This window comes from Nocardia sp. bgisy134 (assembly GCF_057708325.1).
On record NZ_JBYIRW010000002.1, the window covers coordinates 259,477 to 278,576 of the forward strand.

General features: G+C 70.2%; 9 protein-coding genes. 7 read left to right on the top strand and 2 right to left on the bottom strand.

The genetic code is table 11. From position 1 onward, the window contains the following. Positions 1-181 precede the first annotated feature (181 nt). On the bottom strand, positions 182-889 hold the full coding sequence (locus AC3ERS_RS05145) for a siderophore-interacting protein (protein WP_431964003.1): 708 nt from the start codon (positions 887-889) through the stop codon (positions 182-184). A gap of 98 nt (positions 890-987) precedes the next feature. Further along, complete coding sequence (locus AC3ERS_RS05150) at positions 988-1,455, bottom strand: MTB12 C-terminal domain-containing protein (protein ID WP_431964005.1); 468 nt, start codon at positions 1,453-1,455, stop codon at positions 988-990. A gap of 155 nt (positions 1,456-1,610) precedes the next feature. Here AC3ERS_RS05150 and AC3ERS_RS05155 point away from each other — a divergent pair, with 155 nt between their 5' ends. The 7 genes from AC3ERS_RS05155 (at position 1,611) to AC3ERS_RS05185 (ending at position 19,031) form a co-directional block, all read left to right on the top strand. Continuing rightward, the gene (locus AC3ERS_RS05155) at positions 1,611-2,909 is read left to right on the top strand and encodes a SidA/IucD/PvdA family monooxygenase (RefSeq protein WP_431964007.1); all 1,299 of its coding nucleotides are present in this window, start codon (positions 1,611-1,613) and stop codon (positions 2,907-2,909) included. Between the two features lie 53 nt (positions 2,910-2,962). Then, positions 2,963-3,904 (top strand): methionyl-tRNA formyltransferase, encoded by a 942-nt coding sequence (locus AC3ERS_RS05160; protein ID WP_431964009.1) that lies wholly within the window; start codon positions 2,963-2,965, stop codon positions 3,902-3,904. A 267-nt stretch (positions 3,905-4,171) separates the two neighbouring features. After that, complete coding sequence (locus AC3ERS_RS05165; RefSeq protein WP_431964011.1) at positions 4,172-4,927, top strand: thioesterase II family protein; 756 nt, start codon at positions 4,172-4,174, stop codon at positions 4,925-4,927. Between the two features lie 27 nt (positions 4,928-4,954). Next, positions 4,955-6,277, top strand: coding sequence for a beta-ketoacyl [acyl carrier protein] synthase domain-containing protein (locus AC3ERS_RS05170; protein ID WP_431964013.1), 1,323 nt, complete (start codon positions 4,955-4,957; stop codon positions 6,275-6,277). Next, positions 6,270-9,365, top strand: a complete 3,096-nt coding sequence (nbtC, locus tag AC3ERS_RS05175) for a nocobactin polyketide synthase NbtC (protein WP_431964015.1) — start codon at positions 6,270-6,272, stop codon at positions 9,363-9,365. The genes AC3ERS_RS05170 and nbtC overlap by 8 nt, the downstream gene beginning before the upstream one ends. 13 nt (positions 9,366-9,378) lie before the next feature. Then, positions 9,379-13,962 carry an amino acid adenylation domain-containing protein gene (locus AC3ERS_RS05180; RefSeq protein ID WP_431964017.1) on the top strand — a complete coding sequence of 1,528 codons (4,584 nt, stop codon included), beginning with the start codon at positions 9,379-9,381 and terminating at the stop codon, positions 13,960-13,962. 41 nt (positions 13,963-14,003) lie between these two features. Then, a complete protein-coding gene (locus tag AC3ERS_RS05185) occupies positions 14,004-19,031 on the top strand; it encodes an amino acid adenylation domain-containing protein (protein WP_431964019.1) in 5,028 nt (1,675 codons plus the stop codon). Positions 19,032-19,100 lie beyond the last annotated feature (69 nt).

Genomic DNA, 19,100 nt, shown 5'->3' on the forward strand with positions numbered 1-19,100 from the left:
GCGAGGGGATCGTCCGGAGGGATGATCGAAGGGTGCTGAATCAGCCGATTTCACGCTGCCGGACGTAGTCCGTCGACAGTCCGCGCATGGCCGGAGCGAAGGCGGAGTACGCAGAGAGGGCGCTGCCGGACGTAAGTCCGTCGACAGTCCGCGCATGGCCGGAGCGAAGGCGGAGGTACGCCTACTTCCAGTACGCCTGCGACTTGATCGCGGTTTTCGGCAGGTTGTGAGTCTGCTTGAGCGTCTTGACGATCGAGCGGGTGGTGTGGCCGTCGCAGGCGACCCAGGCGAAAGCGTCGTCGGGGCAGGTGATCTCCTGCGACTGTTCGCGCAGGAGCCTGCCGTCGTCGATGCGTTGGAGCCAGGTGACCTGGTGGTGTGGCTTGTTGCGCACGGGCAACGTCTGGTCGGATTCGTACTGCCATTCCAGCCAGACGCGAGCGGGCGCGTCGCCGATCGCGTCGAGCAGCGAGTTGATCGCGGGCAGCGAGGCGGTGTCGCCGAATACCAGGTATTCGCTCGGCGCGGCCTCGGGGAGTTCGAAACTGGAGCCGAGCACCGACGCGTCCAGCACGTCGCCGACCGCCGCGTTGACCGCCCAGCGCGCGGCGGGGCCGTCGTGCAGGGCGAATTCGATGGCGAACGTACCGGTTTCCGGATCGGGGTCCACCAGCGTGTAGCCGCGGTGGTGCAACTTCTCGGTCTCGAGGTCCGGGATCCACAGCCGGATCCACTGAGTGGGGTGCACGGGATGGTCGGCGAGCAGGCCGCCCGCGTCGAAGCCGAGCCGAATGAACTTGTCCGTGACGTATTCCGTCGCAGTGACGGTGAGCCGGTAGTCCTGACCGCCCCACGCTTTCACAATGACGCCGTTGAAACCTCTGCCCATGAAAGTGAGGTTAGCCTAAGCTGAATTTAATGTCACGAGGTACGCCGAGACGAGTTCGGCCCCCGTCGCGACGGGGGCCGAATCGTGCGCGAACCTGGTCAGCAGCCCTGGCCGACGAAGTTGCCGATGGTGCAGACGGATTCGCGGCTCAGCTTCCAGGTGCCGTCGATCTGCTTCCAGGTCAGGTCGAAGGTCCACGGCTCGTAGCCCTCGGTGGAGGTGTAGAGCACCGCGGACAGGGTGTCGCCGTTGACCGACACCGGGCCGACGACGTCCCAGCGCCAGCTCGCCGGGGCGATGGCGATGAGCGCGGCCGCGGCGTCGAAGGCAGGCAGGCCCGCCTCGCCGGTCTCCAGCTCGGCGGCGCGCGCGGCGCGCGACGCACCCGCGTTGAACAGCACCGCCATCTTGGCGCGCAGCTCACCGGTGCTCGGCGCCTGGGTGCGCAGCGGCGCGGTGATCGGCGCGGCCTCGGCGATCGCGGCGGTGGTGACGGTGCCGAACGCGCCGACCAGGGCGGCAGCGGCAAAGGCCACCGCGCCCAGCTTCTTTCGGGTGCTGATCATGAAAGTAATTCCCATCGTTCTCGTGCCGGTGCGTTCCCCGCTGTGGGGATCGACACTCGCGTTCACTGTAAGGTAAGCCTATGCAAACATGAAGGCGGGGGTTCGTCGATGTGGGCGCGAACACGGATACGCGCGATGTGAGAGTGGGAGAACCGGTGGAAACACTTGTGGTGATCGGCGCGGGTCCGAAGGCGATGGCCGTCGCGGCCAAGGCGCACGTGCTGCGCGAACTGGGGCTGCCCGCGCCGCGCGTCGTCGTGGTGGAAGCGCAAACGGTTGGCGGTAATTGGCTGCCGAGCGGCGGCTGGACCGACGGCCAACACCGGCTCGGCACCAGCCCGGAGAAGGACGTGGGCTTCCCCTATCACTCCACCTGGGCCCGCGGCCACAACCGCGCGATCAACGAGGCCATGACGGCGTTCAGCTGGACTTCCTTTCTGGTCGACCAGGGCACCTATGCCGAGTGGATCGACCGGGGCCGTCCGAGCCCGCAGCACCACGTCTGGGCCAAGTACCTGCAGTGGGTCGCGGCACGCGTGGATTTCGAACTCGTCCTCGGCACAGTGCGATCCATCGCCGCCGCGTCCGACGGCTGGCTGATCACCGCGGTGGACGCCGACGGGATTCCCACCGAAATCGACGCCGACGCGCTGATGATCACCGGCCCCGGCCGCAGCGAGAAGGCGCTCGCCAAGCATCCGAAAGTGCTCAGCGTCGCGGAATTCTGGGACCTCGCGGGCAAACGCAAGCTGCCGGTCTCCTCACGCGCGGCGGTCATCGGCGGCGGTGAGACCGCGGGCTCGGCGCTGGACGAGCTGGTGCGCCACGGCATGCTCTCCATCTCGGTGATCTCGCCGATGGCCACCATCTACACCCGCGGCGAAAGCTACTTCGAGAACTCGCTGTTCAGCGATCCGATCAAGTGGGGCTCGCTGAGCACCGAGGAGCGCAGGGACGTCATCCGCCGCACCGACCGCGGCGTGTTCTCGGTGCGGGTGCAGGAGAGCCTGCTCGCCGACAACCGGGTGCACCACATGCAGGGCCGCGTCGTGCGGATCGCCGATCAGGGCGACGGCGTTGCGCTGACCCTGCGCAACGAGATGCGTCCGGACCAGGTGCACAACTTCGACCTGGTGATCGACGCGACCGGCGGGCAGCCACTGTGGTTCCTGGAGATGTTCGACGCCAACGCCGCCGACCTGCTGGAGCTCGCGGTCGGCGGGCAGCTGACCCAGTCCAGGATCGAGTCCTCGATCGGCTACGACCTCGCCGTCCAGGGCTTGGACGCGAAGCTGTACCTGCCGAACCTCGCCGCGCTGGCGCAGGGGCCCGGGTTCCCGAATCTCAGCTGCCTCGGCGAACTCTCGGATCGCGTGCTGCGCAGCGAGTCGGTTCGCCCGGCGCGCGGCGGGCGGGTCGAGTCGAGCGTCGCAGGTAACCGGCAGCTACTCTAGCGGCTCGGTTTATAGGATAGCCTCAGCTTACTTTCACGAAGGGTTCACCTCTCATGCGCGTCGTATCATTCGGCTTCCAGACCTGGGGTCGGCGGACCTTGCAGGCTCTGATCGACTCCCGGCACGAGGTCGTCCTCGCGGTCACCCATCCGGCGAGTGATCATTCGTACAAGGGGATCTGGGGCGACTCGGTCGAGGAGCTGGCGCGCGAGCGCGGCATTCCGGTGCACCTCACCGAGCGTGCCGACGCCGAGACCATCGACCTGGTGAAGCGCGCCGAGCCCGACATCATCGTGGTCAACAGCTGGTACACCTGGATGCCCCCCGAGCTGTACACGCTGCCGCCGCACGGCACGCTGAACCTGCATGATTCGCTGCTGCCGAAATTCACCGGGTTCTCGCCGGTGCTGTGGGCGCTGATCAGCGGCGCCTCCGAGACCGGGCTGACCATCCATCGCATGGACGAGGGGCTGGACACCGGCGACATCATCGTGCAGAAGTCGCTGCCGATCGGCCCGGCCGCCACCGGCACCGAATTGGTGCTGGCCGGAATGGATCTGATCCCCGAGGCGCTGAACGAGGCCCTCGACGCGATCGACGCGGGCACCGCGGTGTGGCGTCCGCAGAACAAGGCCGAGCGCACCTTCTTCCACAAGCGATCCGATCGTGACAGCCGGATCGACTGGAGCTGGCCCGCCGTGGACCTGGAGCGCTTCGTGCGCGCGCTGTCCGCGCCCTACCCGCCTGCCTTCGCTCACTACCGGGGGCAGCGGGTGGAAGTGCTCGCGGCCACCGTGTCGGAGGGCTGCTACGGCGGCACGAACGGCCGCGTGGTGGTGCACGAGGACGGCGCGGCCGTGGTGTGCGGACCGGACGCATTCCGCGGGAACAACCGGGCGCTGACGATCACGCGGGTGCGCACCGCCGACGGCGTGGAACACGCCGCCGCCGAGTTCTTCGCGCGCGGTGGGTATCTGACCGACTCGCCGGAGTGATCTGGGCTACGTGATGTGCGGGCCGCGAGACGAATCTCGCGGCCCGCACGTGTGTTCGGGCGCCCTTCCGCAGCGGGCCGCAGCTGTTCGTCCCGCCGGTTCCGTGGTCGTCATGTCGATCACGCCGCCGCCCGAACTTACCCTAGCCTTACATCAGTAAGGTTACCCTATGCTAACGTCGCTGAGTCAGCGTTGCCCGGCCCGTCGCCAGATCGACGGCGGCGCCGGGCGCCTGACGCAGCGATACCGTGATGCAGGAGCCGTGTAATGCCGAAAACCCTTGGGTGGATTCGCAAATTCCACAAGCCGAGCTCGGACTCGAGCCCGACATTGCTGATGTTCCCGCACGCGGGTAGCGGCGCCTCCGCCTACCGCACCTTCTCCAAGGTGCTCAGCGAGAATTTCGACGTCGTCGTCTTCCAATACCCCGGCCGTCAGGACCGGGCCGCCGAGCCGATGCCGGAGACCCTGCCCGAGGTGGCGGCCGGTGCGCTCGGCGCGTTCCTGGAGTCGGAATACCACCGCGGCGGTCCCATCACGGTCTTCGGGCACAGCATGGGCTCGATGGTCGGGTTCGAATTCGTCCGCCAAGCCGAGGCGGCGGGCATCGAGGTCGGCCTGTTCGGCGCCTCGGGCGCGGTCGCGCCGTTCCGCGTCGTCGACATGCCCCGGCATCCGACCGAGGACGAAGAGCTGCTCGATCATCTGGCCGCGCTCAACGGCACCGGCGCTGACGTGCTGTCCAGTCGCGAGATCATGCGCATGACGCTGCCCGCGCTCAAGGCCGACTACGCCGCCTTCGACCGCTACGTGTGCGAGCCCGAGGTCAAGCTGCGCGCCAGGCTGCACGTCATGGGCGGGTCCGACGACGAGCACGTCACGGCGCGGCACCTGCAGGACTGGGCGACGCACAGCGAGCAGGACATCACCGTCACCCTTTTCGACGGCGGACATTTCTATCTGAACGACCACGTGGACGGCATTGCTGAATTGCTGACGTCCGAAGTTCTTTCCGCGAGATAGTTCGCGAATTCGTACGTTAGGTTTGGCATGGCACGCGCTGTTTCGGGGGACGAAGATCATATTGTCATCGCCGGTATGGCGGTGGAGGCTCCGGGGGGCGTCGACAATCTGGACGATTTCTGGTCGGCACTCGCCGAATCACGGGAATTGATCGGGCCTTTCCCCCGGGATCGGGAATGGCCGCTGCGGGAAGTTTTCTCCTTGCACCGCACCGAAGGCTGGGGTTCGGTGCCCGACGCCGGTGGGTTCCTCACCGGGGCAACCGAATTCGATCCGCAATTCTTCGGGATCACGCCGCGCGAGGCGGTCGCCATGGATCCGCAGCAGCGGGTCGCGTTGCGGGTCGCCTGGCGCGCGCTCGAGCACGCGGGCATCAACCCCGGCGCACTGGCGGGTGACGAGGTGGGCTGCTTCATGGGCGCCTCGTTCATCGAATACGGACCGCGCGCGGCGGAAGTCAACGAGTACAACGGTTATCGCGCGGTCGGCACCGCGCTCGGCGCGGTCGCCGGACGCATCTCGCACGGTCTCGGCCTGGTCGGGCCGTCTGTCACGGTGGACACCGCGTGCGCGTCCTCGCTGACCGCCGTGCATCAGGCCGCCGCCGCGATCCGGTCCGGCGAATGCGACTGGGCGCTCGCGGGCGGTGTGTGCGTGATGGGTTCGCCCGGCGCGTTCTACGAATTCGCCAAGAACAACGCGCTGGCCATGGACGGTCACCTGCGCGCCTACTCCGCGAGCGCCACCGGGACCCTGTGGGGCGAGGGCGCGGGCGTCGTCGTGCTGGAACGCGAGTCGCGGGCGCGCGAGCTGGGCCACCGCGTGTACGCCAGGGTGCTGGCCACCAGGATCAACCACAACGGCAAGGGCGCGCCGATCACGGTGCCTAGCGCGCAGGCGCAAGAGGCGCTGGTGCGCAAGACGATCGACGCGGCGGGCATCGACCCGAGCCTGGTCGGACTCGTCGAGGGACACGGCACCGGAACGCCGGTGGGCGACCCGCTGGAGCTCACCGCGCTGTGCAACACCTACGGCGCCGATGCCGAGCGCGGGCCCCGGCTCGGCTCGGTGAAGACCAACATCGGCCACGCCCAAGCCGCGGCGGGCATGCTCGGGCTGATCAAGGTGCTGCTGTGCGGCGCCAACGGTCACATCGCCCCGACTCTGCACGCGGACGACCCGGCCCCCGGGGTGGATTGGAGCGCGACCGGCCTGCGGTTGGCTACCGAACTCGAACCGTGGGAAGCGCACGAGGGCTTCCGCTACGCCGCGGTCTCGTCGTTCGGCGTGGCGGGCACGAACGCGCACGCCATCCTGGCCATGCCGGTTCTGGAGGATATCGATGCCTGATTACCGTCTCCCCGACGGCGCCGTTCCGGTGCTGCTGTCCTCCGAGACCGCCGACGGGCTGCGCGCCGAAGCCGCGGCCGTGCTCGCTTACCTGGAGCGCCGCGCCAACGTGACGCCTGATGCCGTGGCGGACATGCTGTTCCGCACCAGGACCGCGCGCCGTCGTCGCGCGCTGGCGATGGTGCGCACTCGCGAGGACCTGCTCGACGCGCTGCGCGCCGTCGTCGCGGACGCGTCGCACCCGGCGGTGGTGAGCACCGTCGGTCTCGCCGCCCCGAGACGCATCGGTTTCGTCTTCCCCGGTCAGGGCAGCCAGCGACCCGGCATGGGGCGCTCGTACTACGAGGCGTCCCCCGAGTACCGCGCCGAGGTCGACGCCTGTGTCGAGATCCACGAGAAGCGCTACGGCCACATCGCGCCGCTGCACTACCTGCTCGGTCACGAGGGCGAATATCAGGACACGGTCTGGGAAGTGCAGCCCGCCTTGATGTTCCACATGTCCGGCTTGGCCGCCATGTGGCAGGCCTACGGGGTGCGGCCGGTCGCGACGATCGGTCACAGCCAGGGCGAGCTGGCCGCAGGCTGGGTGTCGGGCGTCATGACCCGGCGCGACGCGGTGCTGGCCGTCACCCACCGGGCGCGGTTCGTGGACGAGATCGTGTACCCCGAGCAGTACTCGATGGCCGTGCTCGGCATGGACCGCGAGGAGTGCGAGGCGCTGCTGGCCAGGCATTCCGGCTGGGCCGAGCTCGCCGTCGTGAACGCGCCGCACATCCTTGCCATCTCCGGCGACCAGGACACCGTCGCCGACATGGTGAAAATGGCCAACGCCGAGGGCAAGTTCGCCAAGGAGATCAAGGTCGCCTACCCGGCGCACACCACGTTCCTGATCAAGATCCGCAAGGAGATGGAGTCGGTGCTCGGCGACGAGATGAGCGCGCCGACCTTCTCGCCCACCGAGATCACTTGCTACGGGGGCACTCTCGGCGGACCGATCACTCCGGACATCACGCACCGGCAGTACTGGTACTGGAACCTGCGCAACCGGGTTCGCTTCGACCGCGCGGTCGTCGCCGCCACCGCCGAGGTCGACACCTTCATCGAGGTGGCCGAACACCCCACACTGCAACTGGCGTTGCAGGAGAACCTGGCCACCGTGCCGGACGACCCGGCCACCGGCCCGCGCGACTTCCAGGTGCTCGGCACCTCGCGGCGCACCGCGACCGGGCTGGAGGATTTCACCCGCAACCTCGCGACCCTCGCCGTGCACGACCTGAACTACGCGTGGGAGAGCCTGCGGGTGGCCGACTCCTCCGTCCGCCTTCCGCTGCCGAACTTCCCGCACACCCGGATGGCGTCGAAGCGGCTGTGGGCGCCGTACCGGTCCGCCGCGGAGACGGCCGGACCTGCCGAGGTCGCGCCGGTCCGCTTGGCGGAGAGCTGGACTCGGCTCTCCCGGCGCACGCTGACGCCGCCGCGCACGGTGGCGGTCGTCGACCGCGACGGCCGGTGCGCCGAACTGGCCACGGCGTTGCGTGCGCGCGCCGAGCGGCACGGCGCGACGGTGACGATGTTCGACGGTTCGCCCGTCGAACAGGCCGACACCGTCGTGGTGCTGCTGCCGCCGGGCAGCGCCGCCGACGAGGCGGCCGCGGTGGCCGAGTTCGCCGAGTTCGCCACCGACCAGGGCTGGCTCGCGGCGCTCGGCCCGCGGGTCACCGAGTGCTGGCTGGTGACGGCGGGTGCGGAAGCGGTGGGGGAGAACGAGATTCCCGCGCTCGCCGCCGCCGCGGCCGGTGCGGCCTTCCGCTGCGTCGCGCTGGAGCGCATCGGCGTCGCCTTCCGCCGCATCGACCTGCCCGCGGACTACCCGGCCCTGGAGCAGAAGCTGCCCGCCGACCGCATTCTGGAGGCGCTGCACCTCGCGGGCGAGCCCGACCTCGCGATGCGCGACGGCAAGCTGCACGCCAAGCGTCTCGTCGTTGCCGAGCAGGCGCAGGCCGTCGCCGCTCCCGACCTCGGCGAGGTGCTGATCCTCGGCGGCACCGGACACGTCGGCCTGGAGTTCTGCGCGCAGTTCGTCCGCGACGGCGCGGGCCGGATCACGCTGGTGAATCGCAGCGGCGAGACCACCGCGCTGACCGAGCGGCTGCGCGCCGTTCGCGCGCTCGGCGACACCGAGATCGACGTGCTGGCCTGCGATATCGGCGATCCCGCCGCCGTCGCCGAGCTGGCCGCCCGCTACGCGGATCGTCCGGTGACCCTGCTCGCGCACGCGGCCGTCGACTACGTGTACTCCGCCGCGACCGAGTCCGACGCCGCGGCCGTGGCGCAGGCCGCCGCGGCCAAGGTGGTCGGTTTCGGCGAGGTGCTGCGCGCCCTGCCGACGACGCCGACGGCCACCGTGCTGCTGTGCTCGTCTTTCGCCGCCACCCTCGGCGGCTGGGGTCAGGCGCTGTACGCGGGGACCAACCGCATGCTCGATGCCATGGCCTCCCGGTTGCGCGCCGAGGGCCGCGCGTGCACCTCGGTGCAGTGGGGTCTGTGGGTGCTGCCCGCGGAGGCGGACGCGGCGGTCGAGGCCAGGATCGAGGGCTCGGGTCTGCTGCCGATGGCGGCCGCCGACGCGGTGGCGGCCGGGCTGGCCGACACCTCCGCCAACAGCCTGGTGCTCGCGGCGGACTGGTCGAAGCTGCGTGGCGTCACCGAAACCGTCGGGCTCGAACCGGTTTTCGCCCCCGCGCTCGACGCGCTGGCGGAACTGGCTCCGGCTCCCGCGCCCGCGCCCGCCGCCGAGCCTGCGCAGGCCGAGACCGCCCCGGCCCCGGCTGTTTCCGCGCCGTCGGTTCCCGAAGCGGGCTTCGCCGAGCGCATTCGCAAGGAACTGGACCGCGTCATGCTCTCCGACGGCAGCGAGACCATCGACGGCTCGGTGCCGCTGGTTTCGCTGGGCATGGACTCGCTGCAAGCGCTCGATCTGCGCAAACGGCTCAAGGCCGAACTGAACCGCGACCTTCCGGTCGCTGCCATTCTCGGCGGCGCGTCCCTGGATGACGTCGTGTCGCTGATGTCCGAGAACAAAGGCTGAGGAGTCCGCTGGAATGTCGGAGACCACGCAGGCGCCCGAGCGCAAGGCGGCGCCCCCGCAGATCGAGGACGTGCTCGCCCTCAGCCCGTTGCAGGAGGGCCTGTTCTCGCTCGCCAAGCTGGCCGGTGACGACGACCTGTACAACATGCAGTTCGTGATCGAGGTCGCGGGCCCGGTCGACGTCGCGGTGCTGCGCCGCAGCGTCGAAGCGATCCTGCGTCGGCACGCCAACCTGCGCGCCGCGTTCTGGGACCGCGACCTGCCCAAGCCGGTGCAGATCGTGCCCACCTCGGTGGAGCTGCCGTGGTTCGAAAGGACCGCCGACGAACGGGAACTCGAGGCGATCGTGGCCTCCGAGGCGCGTCACGGCTTCGACCTGTCCCGCGGCCCCGCGCTGCGCGTCGCGGTGGTCGCCCTGCCGGACGGATCGCGGCGGATGATCGTGACCGCCCACCACATCCTGATGGACGGCTGGTCGCTCGGCGTGTTCTTCCGCGAGCTGTTCGCGGTCTACGAGGCGGGCGGCTCGGTGGCCGCGCTGCCCGCGCCGCGCCCCTACCGCGACTACATCGGCTGGCTCGCCGCCCGCGACAACGAGGCCACCCTGGGCAGCTGGGCCGACTATCTCGACGACGTGGACCCGCTGATTCTCGCCGACCGCGCCGACGCGGCGGTGAACACGATCGTGCCGACCATCCACAAGGTGGCGCTCGATGGCGCCGACACCGATCGGGTGCAGCGCTGGGCCCGCGCGAACGGGCTGACCATGAACACGGTCGTCCAGTTCGCGTGGGCGATCGTGCTCGGCAGGCTGACCGACCGCAGCGACGTCGTCTTCGGCACCACGGTCTCCGGCAGGCCGGACGAGCTGGCCGGTGTCGAGACCATGATCGGCCTGTTCATCAACACCATCCCGGTGCGTATCCGGCTCGACGAGCTGGACGCCGCGGGCGGGGTGGCGCTCGGCTGCGCCCAGTTGCAGCGCGCGTCGGCGGCCATGCGCGACAACGGGTATCTGAGCCTGTCCGCCATCCAGCGCGCCACCGGGCGCGGCGCGCTGTTCGACACGCTGTTCGTCTACGAGAACGCGCCGGTCGCCGACGTACTCCAGGCGATAACCACCGCGGACGGCACCACCTTCCGGCCGACCGCGTCGGAGAGCCTCACGCACTACCCGCTGGCGGTCGTCTCCTACCTGCTCGACGGAGAACTCGCGGTGGTGGTGGAGGCCGTGGAGGCGGTCCTCGGCGAGATCTCGCCCGCCGACCTGGGTGCCCGCTTGGTGGAGGTGCTGCGCCAGCTGCCCGATATCGGTGACGCGGGCCAGGATTCGCTCGACGTGCTGCTGCCGGGGGAGCGGCCGCAGCCGCCCGCGGCCCCGGCCGACGACGTGCTCGGCGTGACTGTGCCGGAACTGTTCGCTCGCCAGGTGGCCGCGACACCGGACGCACTGGCGCTGAGCACCGAGGACGAACGATACACCTATCGCGAGCTGTCCGACGCCGCGCTACGCCTGGCCGGTGGGCTGTCCGCGCGCGGCATCGGCTCGGAAGACGTTGTCGCCCTGGCCATGCCGCGTTCGGCGGAATCGATCGTGGCGATCCTGGGCGTGCTGGCCGCAGGCGCGGCCTATGTGCCCGTCGACATCACGCTGCCCGCTGCTCGCATCGAATCGATTGTGCGTCAGTCGAACCCGCGCCTGATCCTGATCGACGGCGCGGGCATGCCCGCACTCGACGAGATCGAGGAGCTGCCGCCGGTCGAGGCGTTCGGCGCGGTCGTGACCGACTCCGCGGCCCTCACAGCCCCGGTGCCCGGGCACCCCGAGCAGCGCGCGTACCTGATCTTCACCTCCGGCTCGACCGGAGAACCCAAAGGCGTCATGGGCACCCACGCCGCGCTGGCCTCCTACTTCGCCGACCACCGCGACCGGGTGTACCGGCCTGCGACGGTCCGGCTCGGCAGGCCGCTGCGGATCGCGCACGCCTGGTCGCTGAGCTTCGACGCGTCATGGCAGCCGATGCTCGGCCTGCTCGACGGGCAGTCGATCCACCTGTTCGACGCCGAGGAGATGCGCGACGCGCACCGCCTGGTCGGCGGGATCGGCAGGCACGGCATCGACATGATCGACACCACGCCGTCGATGTTCGCCCAGCTGGCCGCCGCGGGTCTGGTGAACGAGCGCGGCGCGGATCTCGCGGTGCTCGCCCTCGGCGGCGAGGCCATCGGCGTCCCGCTGTGGAAGCAGTTGTGCGCCTTGCCGGACACGGCTGTGCACAACTGCTACGGCCCCACCGAGACCACGGTCGAAGCGGTGGTCGCCTCGGTGTCCGATCCGAAGGCGACGCCGACGATCGGTTCACCGACCACCGGAATGACCGGCTACGTCTTCGATTCCCGGCTGCGTCCGACGCCGCACGGCGTCATCGGCGAGCTGTACCTCTCCGGCGCTCAGCTGGCGCGCGGTTACGCGGGCAAGCCGGGCATCACCGCCGAGCGCTTCGTCGCCGACCCGTTCCGGCCCGGTCAGCGCATGTACCGCACCGGAGACCTGGTGCGGCGCTTGCCCTCCGGCGATCTCGCCTACTTCGGCCGCGCCGACGATCAGGTGAAGATCCGCGGCTACCGGATCGAGATCGGCGACATCGAGGCCGCGCTGCACGCGCTGCCCGGCGTGCGGGAGGCCGCGGTCCTGGTGCTGCGTCGCCCGAGCGGACCGGTGCTCGTCGGCTTCGCGGTCGGCGCGGAACTCGAATCCGCCCGGCTGCGTATCGAACTCGCCGACCGGCTGCCCGGCTACATGGTGCCGCACCGCATTCTCACGGTCGGCGGACTGCCGGTCACCAGCAACGGCAAGCTCGACGCGCGGCAGCTCGAGGCGCTGGCGAACGCCGCGCTGGACAGTGCGGCGGCGAGCACGGCGCCGACGTCCGACACCGAACGCGTGCTGTGCGCGACCGTCGCCGAACTCACCGGCGGCGCCGAACCCGGTATCGACGACCACTTGGTCGAGCTGGGTCTGGACAGCATCGTCGCCATCTCGCTGGTGAACGCCTTGCGCCGCAGGGGAATCGCCACGAGCCCGCGTGCGGTGCTCACCGCGGGATCGATCCGGGAACTCGCGGCGGCCATCGACGCGGGCGCGGGCGGCGAGCGGACCGGCGCCGTCGCCGAGTACGGCTCCGTCGGCCAGGTGCCGATCCTGTCCTGGATGCACGAGCACGGCAACTACCGCAGGCTGGCTCTGAACACCCTGCTGGAGCTGCCCGCCGACGTGGACGCCCCGCGTATGGAAGCGGTGCTCCAGTCCCTGCTCGACGGCCACGACATGCTGCGCGCCCGGTTCGTCGAGACCGCGGCCGGATACGACGTCGTCACCAGGGAGCCGGGTGTCGTGCGCGCCGCGGACATCCTGACCAGAATCGAAGCGGGACCGAACTTCCCGACGGAACTCGGCACGCGCGCCCAAGCGGTGGCCGACGAGATCGACCCGCTCACCGGCGATCTGGTGCGCGCGGTATGGTTCACCCGCGCCGACGGTCCCGGCCTGCTGCTGCTCAACATCCACCACCTCGCGGTGGACCCGGTCTCCTGGCACATCATCTGCGCGGACCTGGCCGCGGCCTGGGAACAGCTGTCGGCGGGCACGCCGGTGGCCGAACTCGCGCACCCGGTCGAGTACACCGCGTACCGCACCTGGGCCGAGCGGACCCGCGCTCGTGCGGGCAGCGCGGAGGTCGCGGCACAGCGCGATTACTGGGTCGGGCAGACCACCGCGCCGGACCCGGTGCTCGCCGCCCGGCGGCCGGACCCGAGCACAGACACCTGGTCCTCCTACCGGGTGCAGCCGCTGTTCACCGCGCCGGAGACGACCGCCGCGGTGCTCGACGGGTTGACCGGTGCGCTCGGCGTCCGCGAATTCCTGCTCGCGGCGCTGACCATGGCCCTGGCGACCTGGCGCACGGAACGCGGCCAGGACGCCGCAGGGGGCGCGTACCTGGCGATGGAGGGCCACGGTCGCGAAGACCAGGTGCTCGGCGCCGACATCGACACCGCGCAGACGGTCGGCTGGTTCACCAGCGTCTTCCCGGCCCGCTTCGGCGCGGGCGCTGATGCCGTGGATGTGGCTGCCGCGGAACAGGATCCGGCCGCCGCACGGGCGCTGCTCGAGTCCGTCGCGGCGACGCTGGCCGCGGTGCCGAACAACGGCGTCGACTACGGCGTCCTGCGCTACTTCGCGGCCGACGCCGAGCTCGCCGCGGCTCCCGAGCCGCAGGTGCTGTTCGACTACCTCGGCCGGATGGACCTGGCCGTCGCGTGCAAGCCGTGGTCGCCGGTCCACGAGGTCGAGCTGTTCACCCAGCTGCCGACCGCACCCGAACCCGATTTCCCACTCCGGTACGCCATGGACGTCATCGCGGGCGTGCAGCCCACCGACGCCGGGCCGCAGCTGGTCACCCTGCTGCGGTGGAGCGATGCCCTGTTCACCGCCGCCGAGGTCGCGCGGCTCGCCGATATCTGGCACGCCGCCGTCGCCGCGCTGGCGCGCGCCGTCGCGCCCGTCGCCGTCGGCGGATCGCCCGCGCAGGCCATGTGAACCCGGAACCCCAAGCCCGTCAGTCGAATCGAAGGACCGCCATGTCAGAGGACATTCTCGAGCGTCGTAAGCAGTTGCTGCAGCGCCGGTTGCGCGACAACGCCGTGAAGGCGGCCGCGCCCGCACCGGTGCGCACCCGCGTCAGCGGTGAGCCGAGCCCGCTGTCGGATGCCCAGCGGCGCATGTGGTTCGTGCAGCGGCTCGACCCGGCCGACACCACGCTGAACGTGTGTGTCGCCTATCGGCTGACCGGAGCGCTGGACGCCGAGCGGCTGCGCGCGGCCTGCGCCACCGTCCTCGCGCGGCACGAGGTGCTGCGCACCACCTACGGCGTCGACGCGGACGGCGAGCCGTTCCAGGTGTCTCGCGACGACGCCGAATTGCTCTGGCAGGAACACGATCTCAGCGCGCTGCCGGAGGCGAGCCGGAACCTGCGTGTCGAGGTGCTCGCCCGCCGCGAGTTCGCGCGCCCCTTCGACCTGACCACCGACCTGCCGCTGCGCGCGACCCTGGCGCGCACCGCGTCCGACGAGCACGTGCTGATCCTGGTCGTGCACCACGTCGGCTGGGACGACGACTCGTGGCCGGTGTTCTTCGCCGAAGTCAACGCCGCCTACCGCGGCGAGGATCTGCCGGAGCCGCGCGCCCAGTACGTCGATGTCGAGGTCGGTGCGAGCAGCGGTTCGGAGGCCGATCTGGCCTGGTGGCGCGAGACTCTGACACCGCTGCCCGAACGCCTCGAACTACCGAACAAGGCGGCGGTGAGCAGCCCGTCCAAGAACGCCGACCGGCGCACCCGACCGCTCGCGCCGGAGCTGATGGCGCAGGTCACCGAGCTCGCGCGCGAGCACTCGGCCACACCGTTCATGGTGCTGCTCGCCGCGTTCGAGGCGCTGATCCACCGGTACACGGCCGCCACCGATTTCCTCGTCTCGGTGCCCGTGGTCAACCGCGGGGCGGGCGCGCAGGGCCTGATCGGCTACTTCGGCAACGCCGTGCTGGTGCGCGCCGATCTGGACGGGTCCGCCGATTTCGCCGCGCTGCTCGAGCAGACCCGCACCGCGTGCGTCGGCGCGTTCGGCCACCAGGGCGTCGGCATCGACCGCGTGGTTCGCGAGGTCGGCCCGGAGCGTGTCGCAGGCCGCGACGCCATGGCACAGCTGGTACAGCTCAGCTTCAGCGTGCGCGGCGAGGCCAACGGCTTCGACCTGGCCGGCGTCGAATCCGCCGAACTGCCGCTCGGCAGCGCGGTGGCCCAGGAGGAGCTGGGACTGATGGTGGTGCTCGACAGCGCGGGCGCGCGGGTCGAGGCGACCTACCTGGTCGACGCGCTCGACCAGCACCTGGTCACGCAGTTCCTCGACCACTACGTCCAGCTGCTGGGCAGCGTCCTGCGCGATCCCGGAATGCGCCTGCGCGACATCGACATTCTCGGCGACGCCGACCGCGCCGAACTGCTGGCCCTCTCGCACGGCCCGCTCGTCCAGACGCCGGCGACCACCCTGGTCGCGATGCTCGAGGACCGTGCCGCCGCCGCGCCCGAGCACGTGGCGGTGGCCTCCGACGACATCGAGCTCACTTTCGACGCACTGAACCGCCGCGCGAACCGCTTGGCGCACTGGCTGATCGGCCGCGGCGTCGGCGCGGAAGACATCGTCGCGTTGCGCATGGCGACCTCCGTCGAGTTCATCCTCGCGTCCATCGCGGTGCTCAAGTCCGGTGCGGCCTACCTGCCGATCGACCCCGCATACCCGGCCGACCGCATCGAGTACCTGCTCTCCGACGCCCGGCCCACGCTGGCCCTCGATGTCGACGCACTCGCGGCAGCGGAAGCCGAGGCCGCCGACCTCCTCGACGCCAACCCGTCCGATACGGATCGCCGCGCGCCGCTGCACCCGTCGAACACGGCCTACGTCATCTACACCTCGGGCTCCACGGGCAAGCCCAAGGGCGTGCCGGTCCCGCACGAGGCCATCGCCGAGCACCTGATCGGCTTCAACGACGAGTGGGATCTCACCCCGCACGACCGGGTGCTGCAGTCGACCTCGGTGAGCTTCGACGCCTCCCTGCTGGACATCTTCGTCACGCTCACGGCTGGTGCGCGGGTCGTCGTGCCCAAGCCGAACGCCTACCGCGACATCCCCTACGTCGCGGATCTGGTCACCCGCCACGGCATTTCGGTGCTGCACATGGTGCCCTCGATGCTGGCCACGTTCCTGGTGCTGCCGGAGGTCAACGATTGGCGCACGCTGCGTCACGTCCCCGTCGGTGGCGAGGCGCTGCCCGGTGAGGTCGCCGACCGGTTCGCGACCCAGTTCGACGCGGAGCTGCGCAACCACTACGGCCCCACCGAGGCCGTCGTGTGCTCGACCCACATGCCGGTGGAGGGGCCGCAGGGCACGGGGATCGTGCCGATCGGCGTGCCGAACCAGAACGTGTACGCGTACCTGTTGGACAGTGCGCTGCAACTCGTGCCCAACGGCGTCGTCGGCGAGATCTACCTGGGTGGACGTCAGCTGGCCCGCGGCTACCTGCATCGGCCCGGCCTCAGCGCCGAGCGCTTCGTCGCCGACCCCTTCCTGCCCGGCGAACGGCTCTACCGCACAGGCGATCTGGCGCGCCGCAATGCCGGTGGCGAGATCGAATTCATCGGTCGCGCCGACGAGCAGGTCAAGGTGCGCGGGCATCGGATCGAACTCGGCGAGGTGGAGGCCACCGTCACCGATTACCCGGGCGCCGCGCACTGCGTCGTGATCGTGACCGAACACGAATCGCTCGGCCCGATCTTGGCCGGATACGTGGTGCCCGTGCCGGGCGTGGAACTCGACCTCGACGAGGTGCGCGCGTTCGTGGCCGCGCGTCTGCCGGAGTACATGGTGCCCGCGGCGCTCACCGTCATCGACGAGGTGCCGCTCACCGCGCACGGCAAACTCGACAAGCGGGCGCTGCCCACTCCCGAGCTCGCGGTGGCCCGCGCTTACCGGGAACCGAAGACGCCCACCGAGATTCGCGTCGCCGCGCTGTACGCCGCGCTCTTCACCCGGGACCGCATCGGCGCCGACGACTCGTTCTTCGAACTCGGCGGGCACTCGCTGCTCGCGGCCCGGCTGATCACCATGATCCGCGCCGAGTTCGGCATCGAGATCGATATGCGCGTGCCGTTCGACAAGCCGACCGTCGCCGGTCTCGCGACACACTTGGTGGCCTCGTTCCTCGATGAATTCGGCATCGACCTCGACGATCTCGACGACACCGAGGCGTCGGGCGCCGACCAAGCCGTCGCCGAGGCGCGCTCGGCGCGGCCGGAGCTTGTGCGCAGGGCGCGGCCCGAGCACATCCCGCTGTCGTACTCGCAGCGCGCGTACTGGTTGCAGCGGCGGATGGAGGGCTCGATCGACGGCGAGAACGTCACCTATCCGATCCGGCTCGAAGGACCACTCGACAGGGCCGCGCTGTTCGCCGCGATCGATGACGTTGTGGCCCGCCACGAATCGCTGCGCACCACCTTCCCCGAGCACGAGGGCACGCCGTATCAGCTCGTGCACCCGTTCGAGCACGTCGAGGTCTCGGTGCTGGATCTCGACGGCAGCGAGGCCGCGCTCGACGCGGAACTTTCCGCTGATGCCGAGTACGTCTTCGATCTGCAAGCGGAGCCGCTGCTGCGGCTGCGGCTGCTGGCGCTGGATCCGGGTACGCACGTGTTGTCGATCCTGATGCACCACATCATCGCCGACCGCCGGTCCTGCCAGATCTTCGTCGACGACCTCACCGCGGCCTACCGCGCCAGGGCGCGTGGCGCGGCTCCGGACTGGCCGGAACTCGCCATTCAGTTCCCAGATTTCGCGATGTGGCAGCGCGAGGTCTTCGACCGAGGACCCGACCGCGCGGTGAGTGACCTCGGTCAGTCGCAATTGGACTACTGGCGCGAGGCGCTGGCCGGACTGCCGGACGAGATCGCCGTCGGACACGACCATCCGCGACCACAGGTGCTGGGGCGCAACGGCATCGCCACGGTGCGCACCGTGCCCGCCGCGATCTGGGAGAAGGCCAGGGCAACAGCCGAGGCGGCGGGCGCTACGGAGTTCATGCTCTGCCAAGCGGTGGGCGCGGTGACGCTGAACGCGCTCGGCGCCGGTGACGACCTCGCCATCGGCGCGGCCGTCGCCAACCGCATCGGCGAAGCGACCGACGACCTGATCGGTCTGTTCGCCAACGTGGTCGTGCTGCGCAATGACGTCTCGGGCGACCCGACCCCGCGGGTCGTGCTGGACCGGGTGCGCGACGCGGCGCTGGACGCGATCAGCCGCCAAGGCGTGCCGTTCGAGCGACTGGTCGAGACCATCAACCCGCCGCGCTCGCTCGCGCGAAACCCGTTGTTCCAGGCGATGATGCACGTCCGGCACCGGCAGGCGCCGGTCGCGTTCAGCGAGGACGGCTCCACAACGGTGCGCGACATCGCCAAGTTCTACGACGTGTCGTTCATGGACTTCCACTTCGACTACACCGTGGACACCACCGGCGACCTGATCGCGCGCGTCGTGGTCAATCCCGACCTGTACGAGGCGGCGACCGGCGAAATCTTCGCCGACGTGCTCACGCGGGTGCTCGAGGCGTTCGCCGAGCGGCCCGACCGGGCGCTCACCGAGCTGGATGTGCTGGCAGGACAGTGGGACCCGGCCAGGTCGGTGGTGCACATGACGCCAGCGGCCGCTCGGTTCACCGACGGGGAGAGCGAAGCGCCACAGACCGACACCGAGCGCACCCTGATCGCCATCCTCGAGGACCTGCTGGAGATCACCGACGTCGGTCGCGACGACGGCTTCTTCGGCCTCGGCGGCGACAGCGTCATCGCCATCCAGTGGGCGGCGCGAGCGGGCGAGGCGGGTCTGCCGCTGACTCCGCAGTTGGTGTTCGAGTACTTCACCATCGCCGAACTGGCCGCCGCCGTGGACGATGCCGCAGCGAACCCGCCCGCCGAGGACGAGCACCGGCACGAGGCGATGTCGGTGTCCGGCCTGGATCAGGACGCCCTCGCCGCGCTGCAGAACTCCTGGGCGGCGCAGAACTGACGCGGACCGGTCGGCCGACCTGCGATCGGCCGACCGGGGTGTGCGACATGGGGAACGACCGATAGCGTC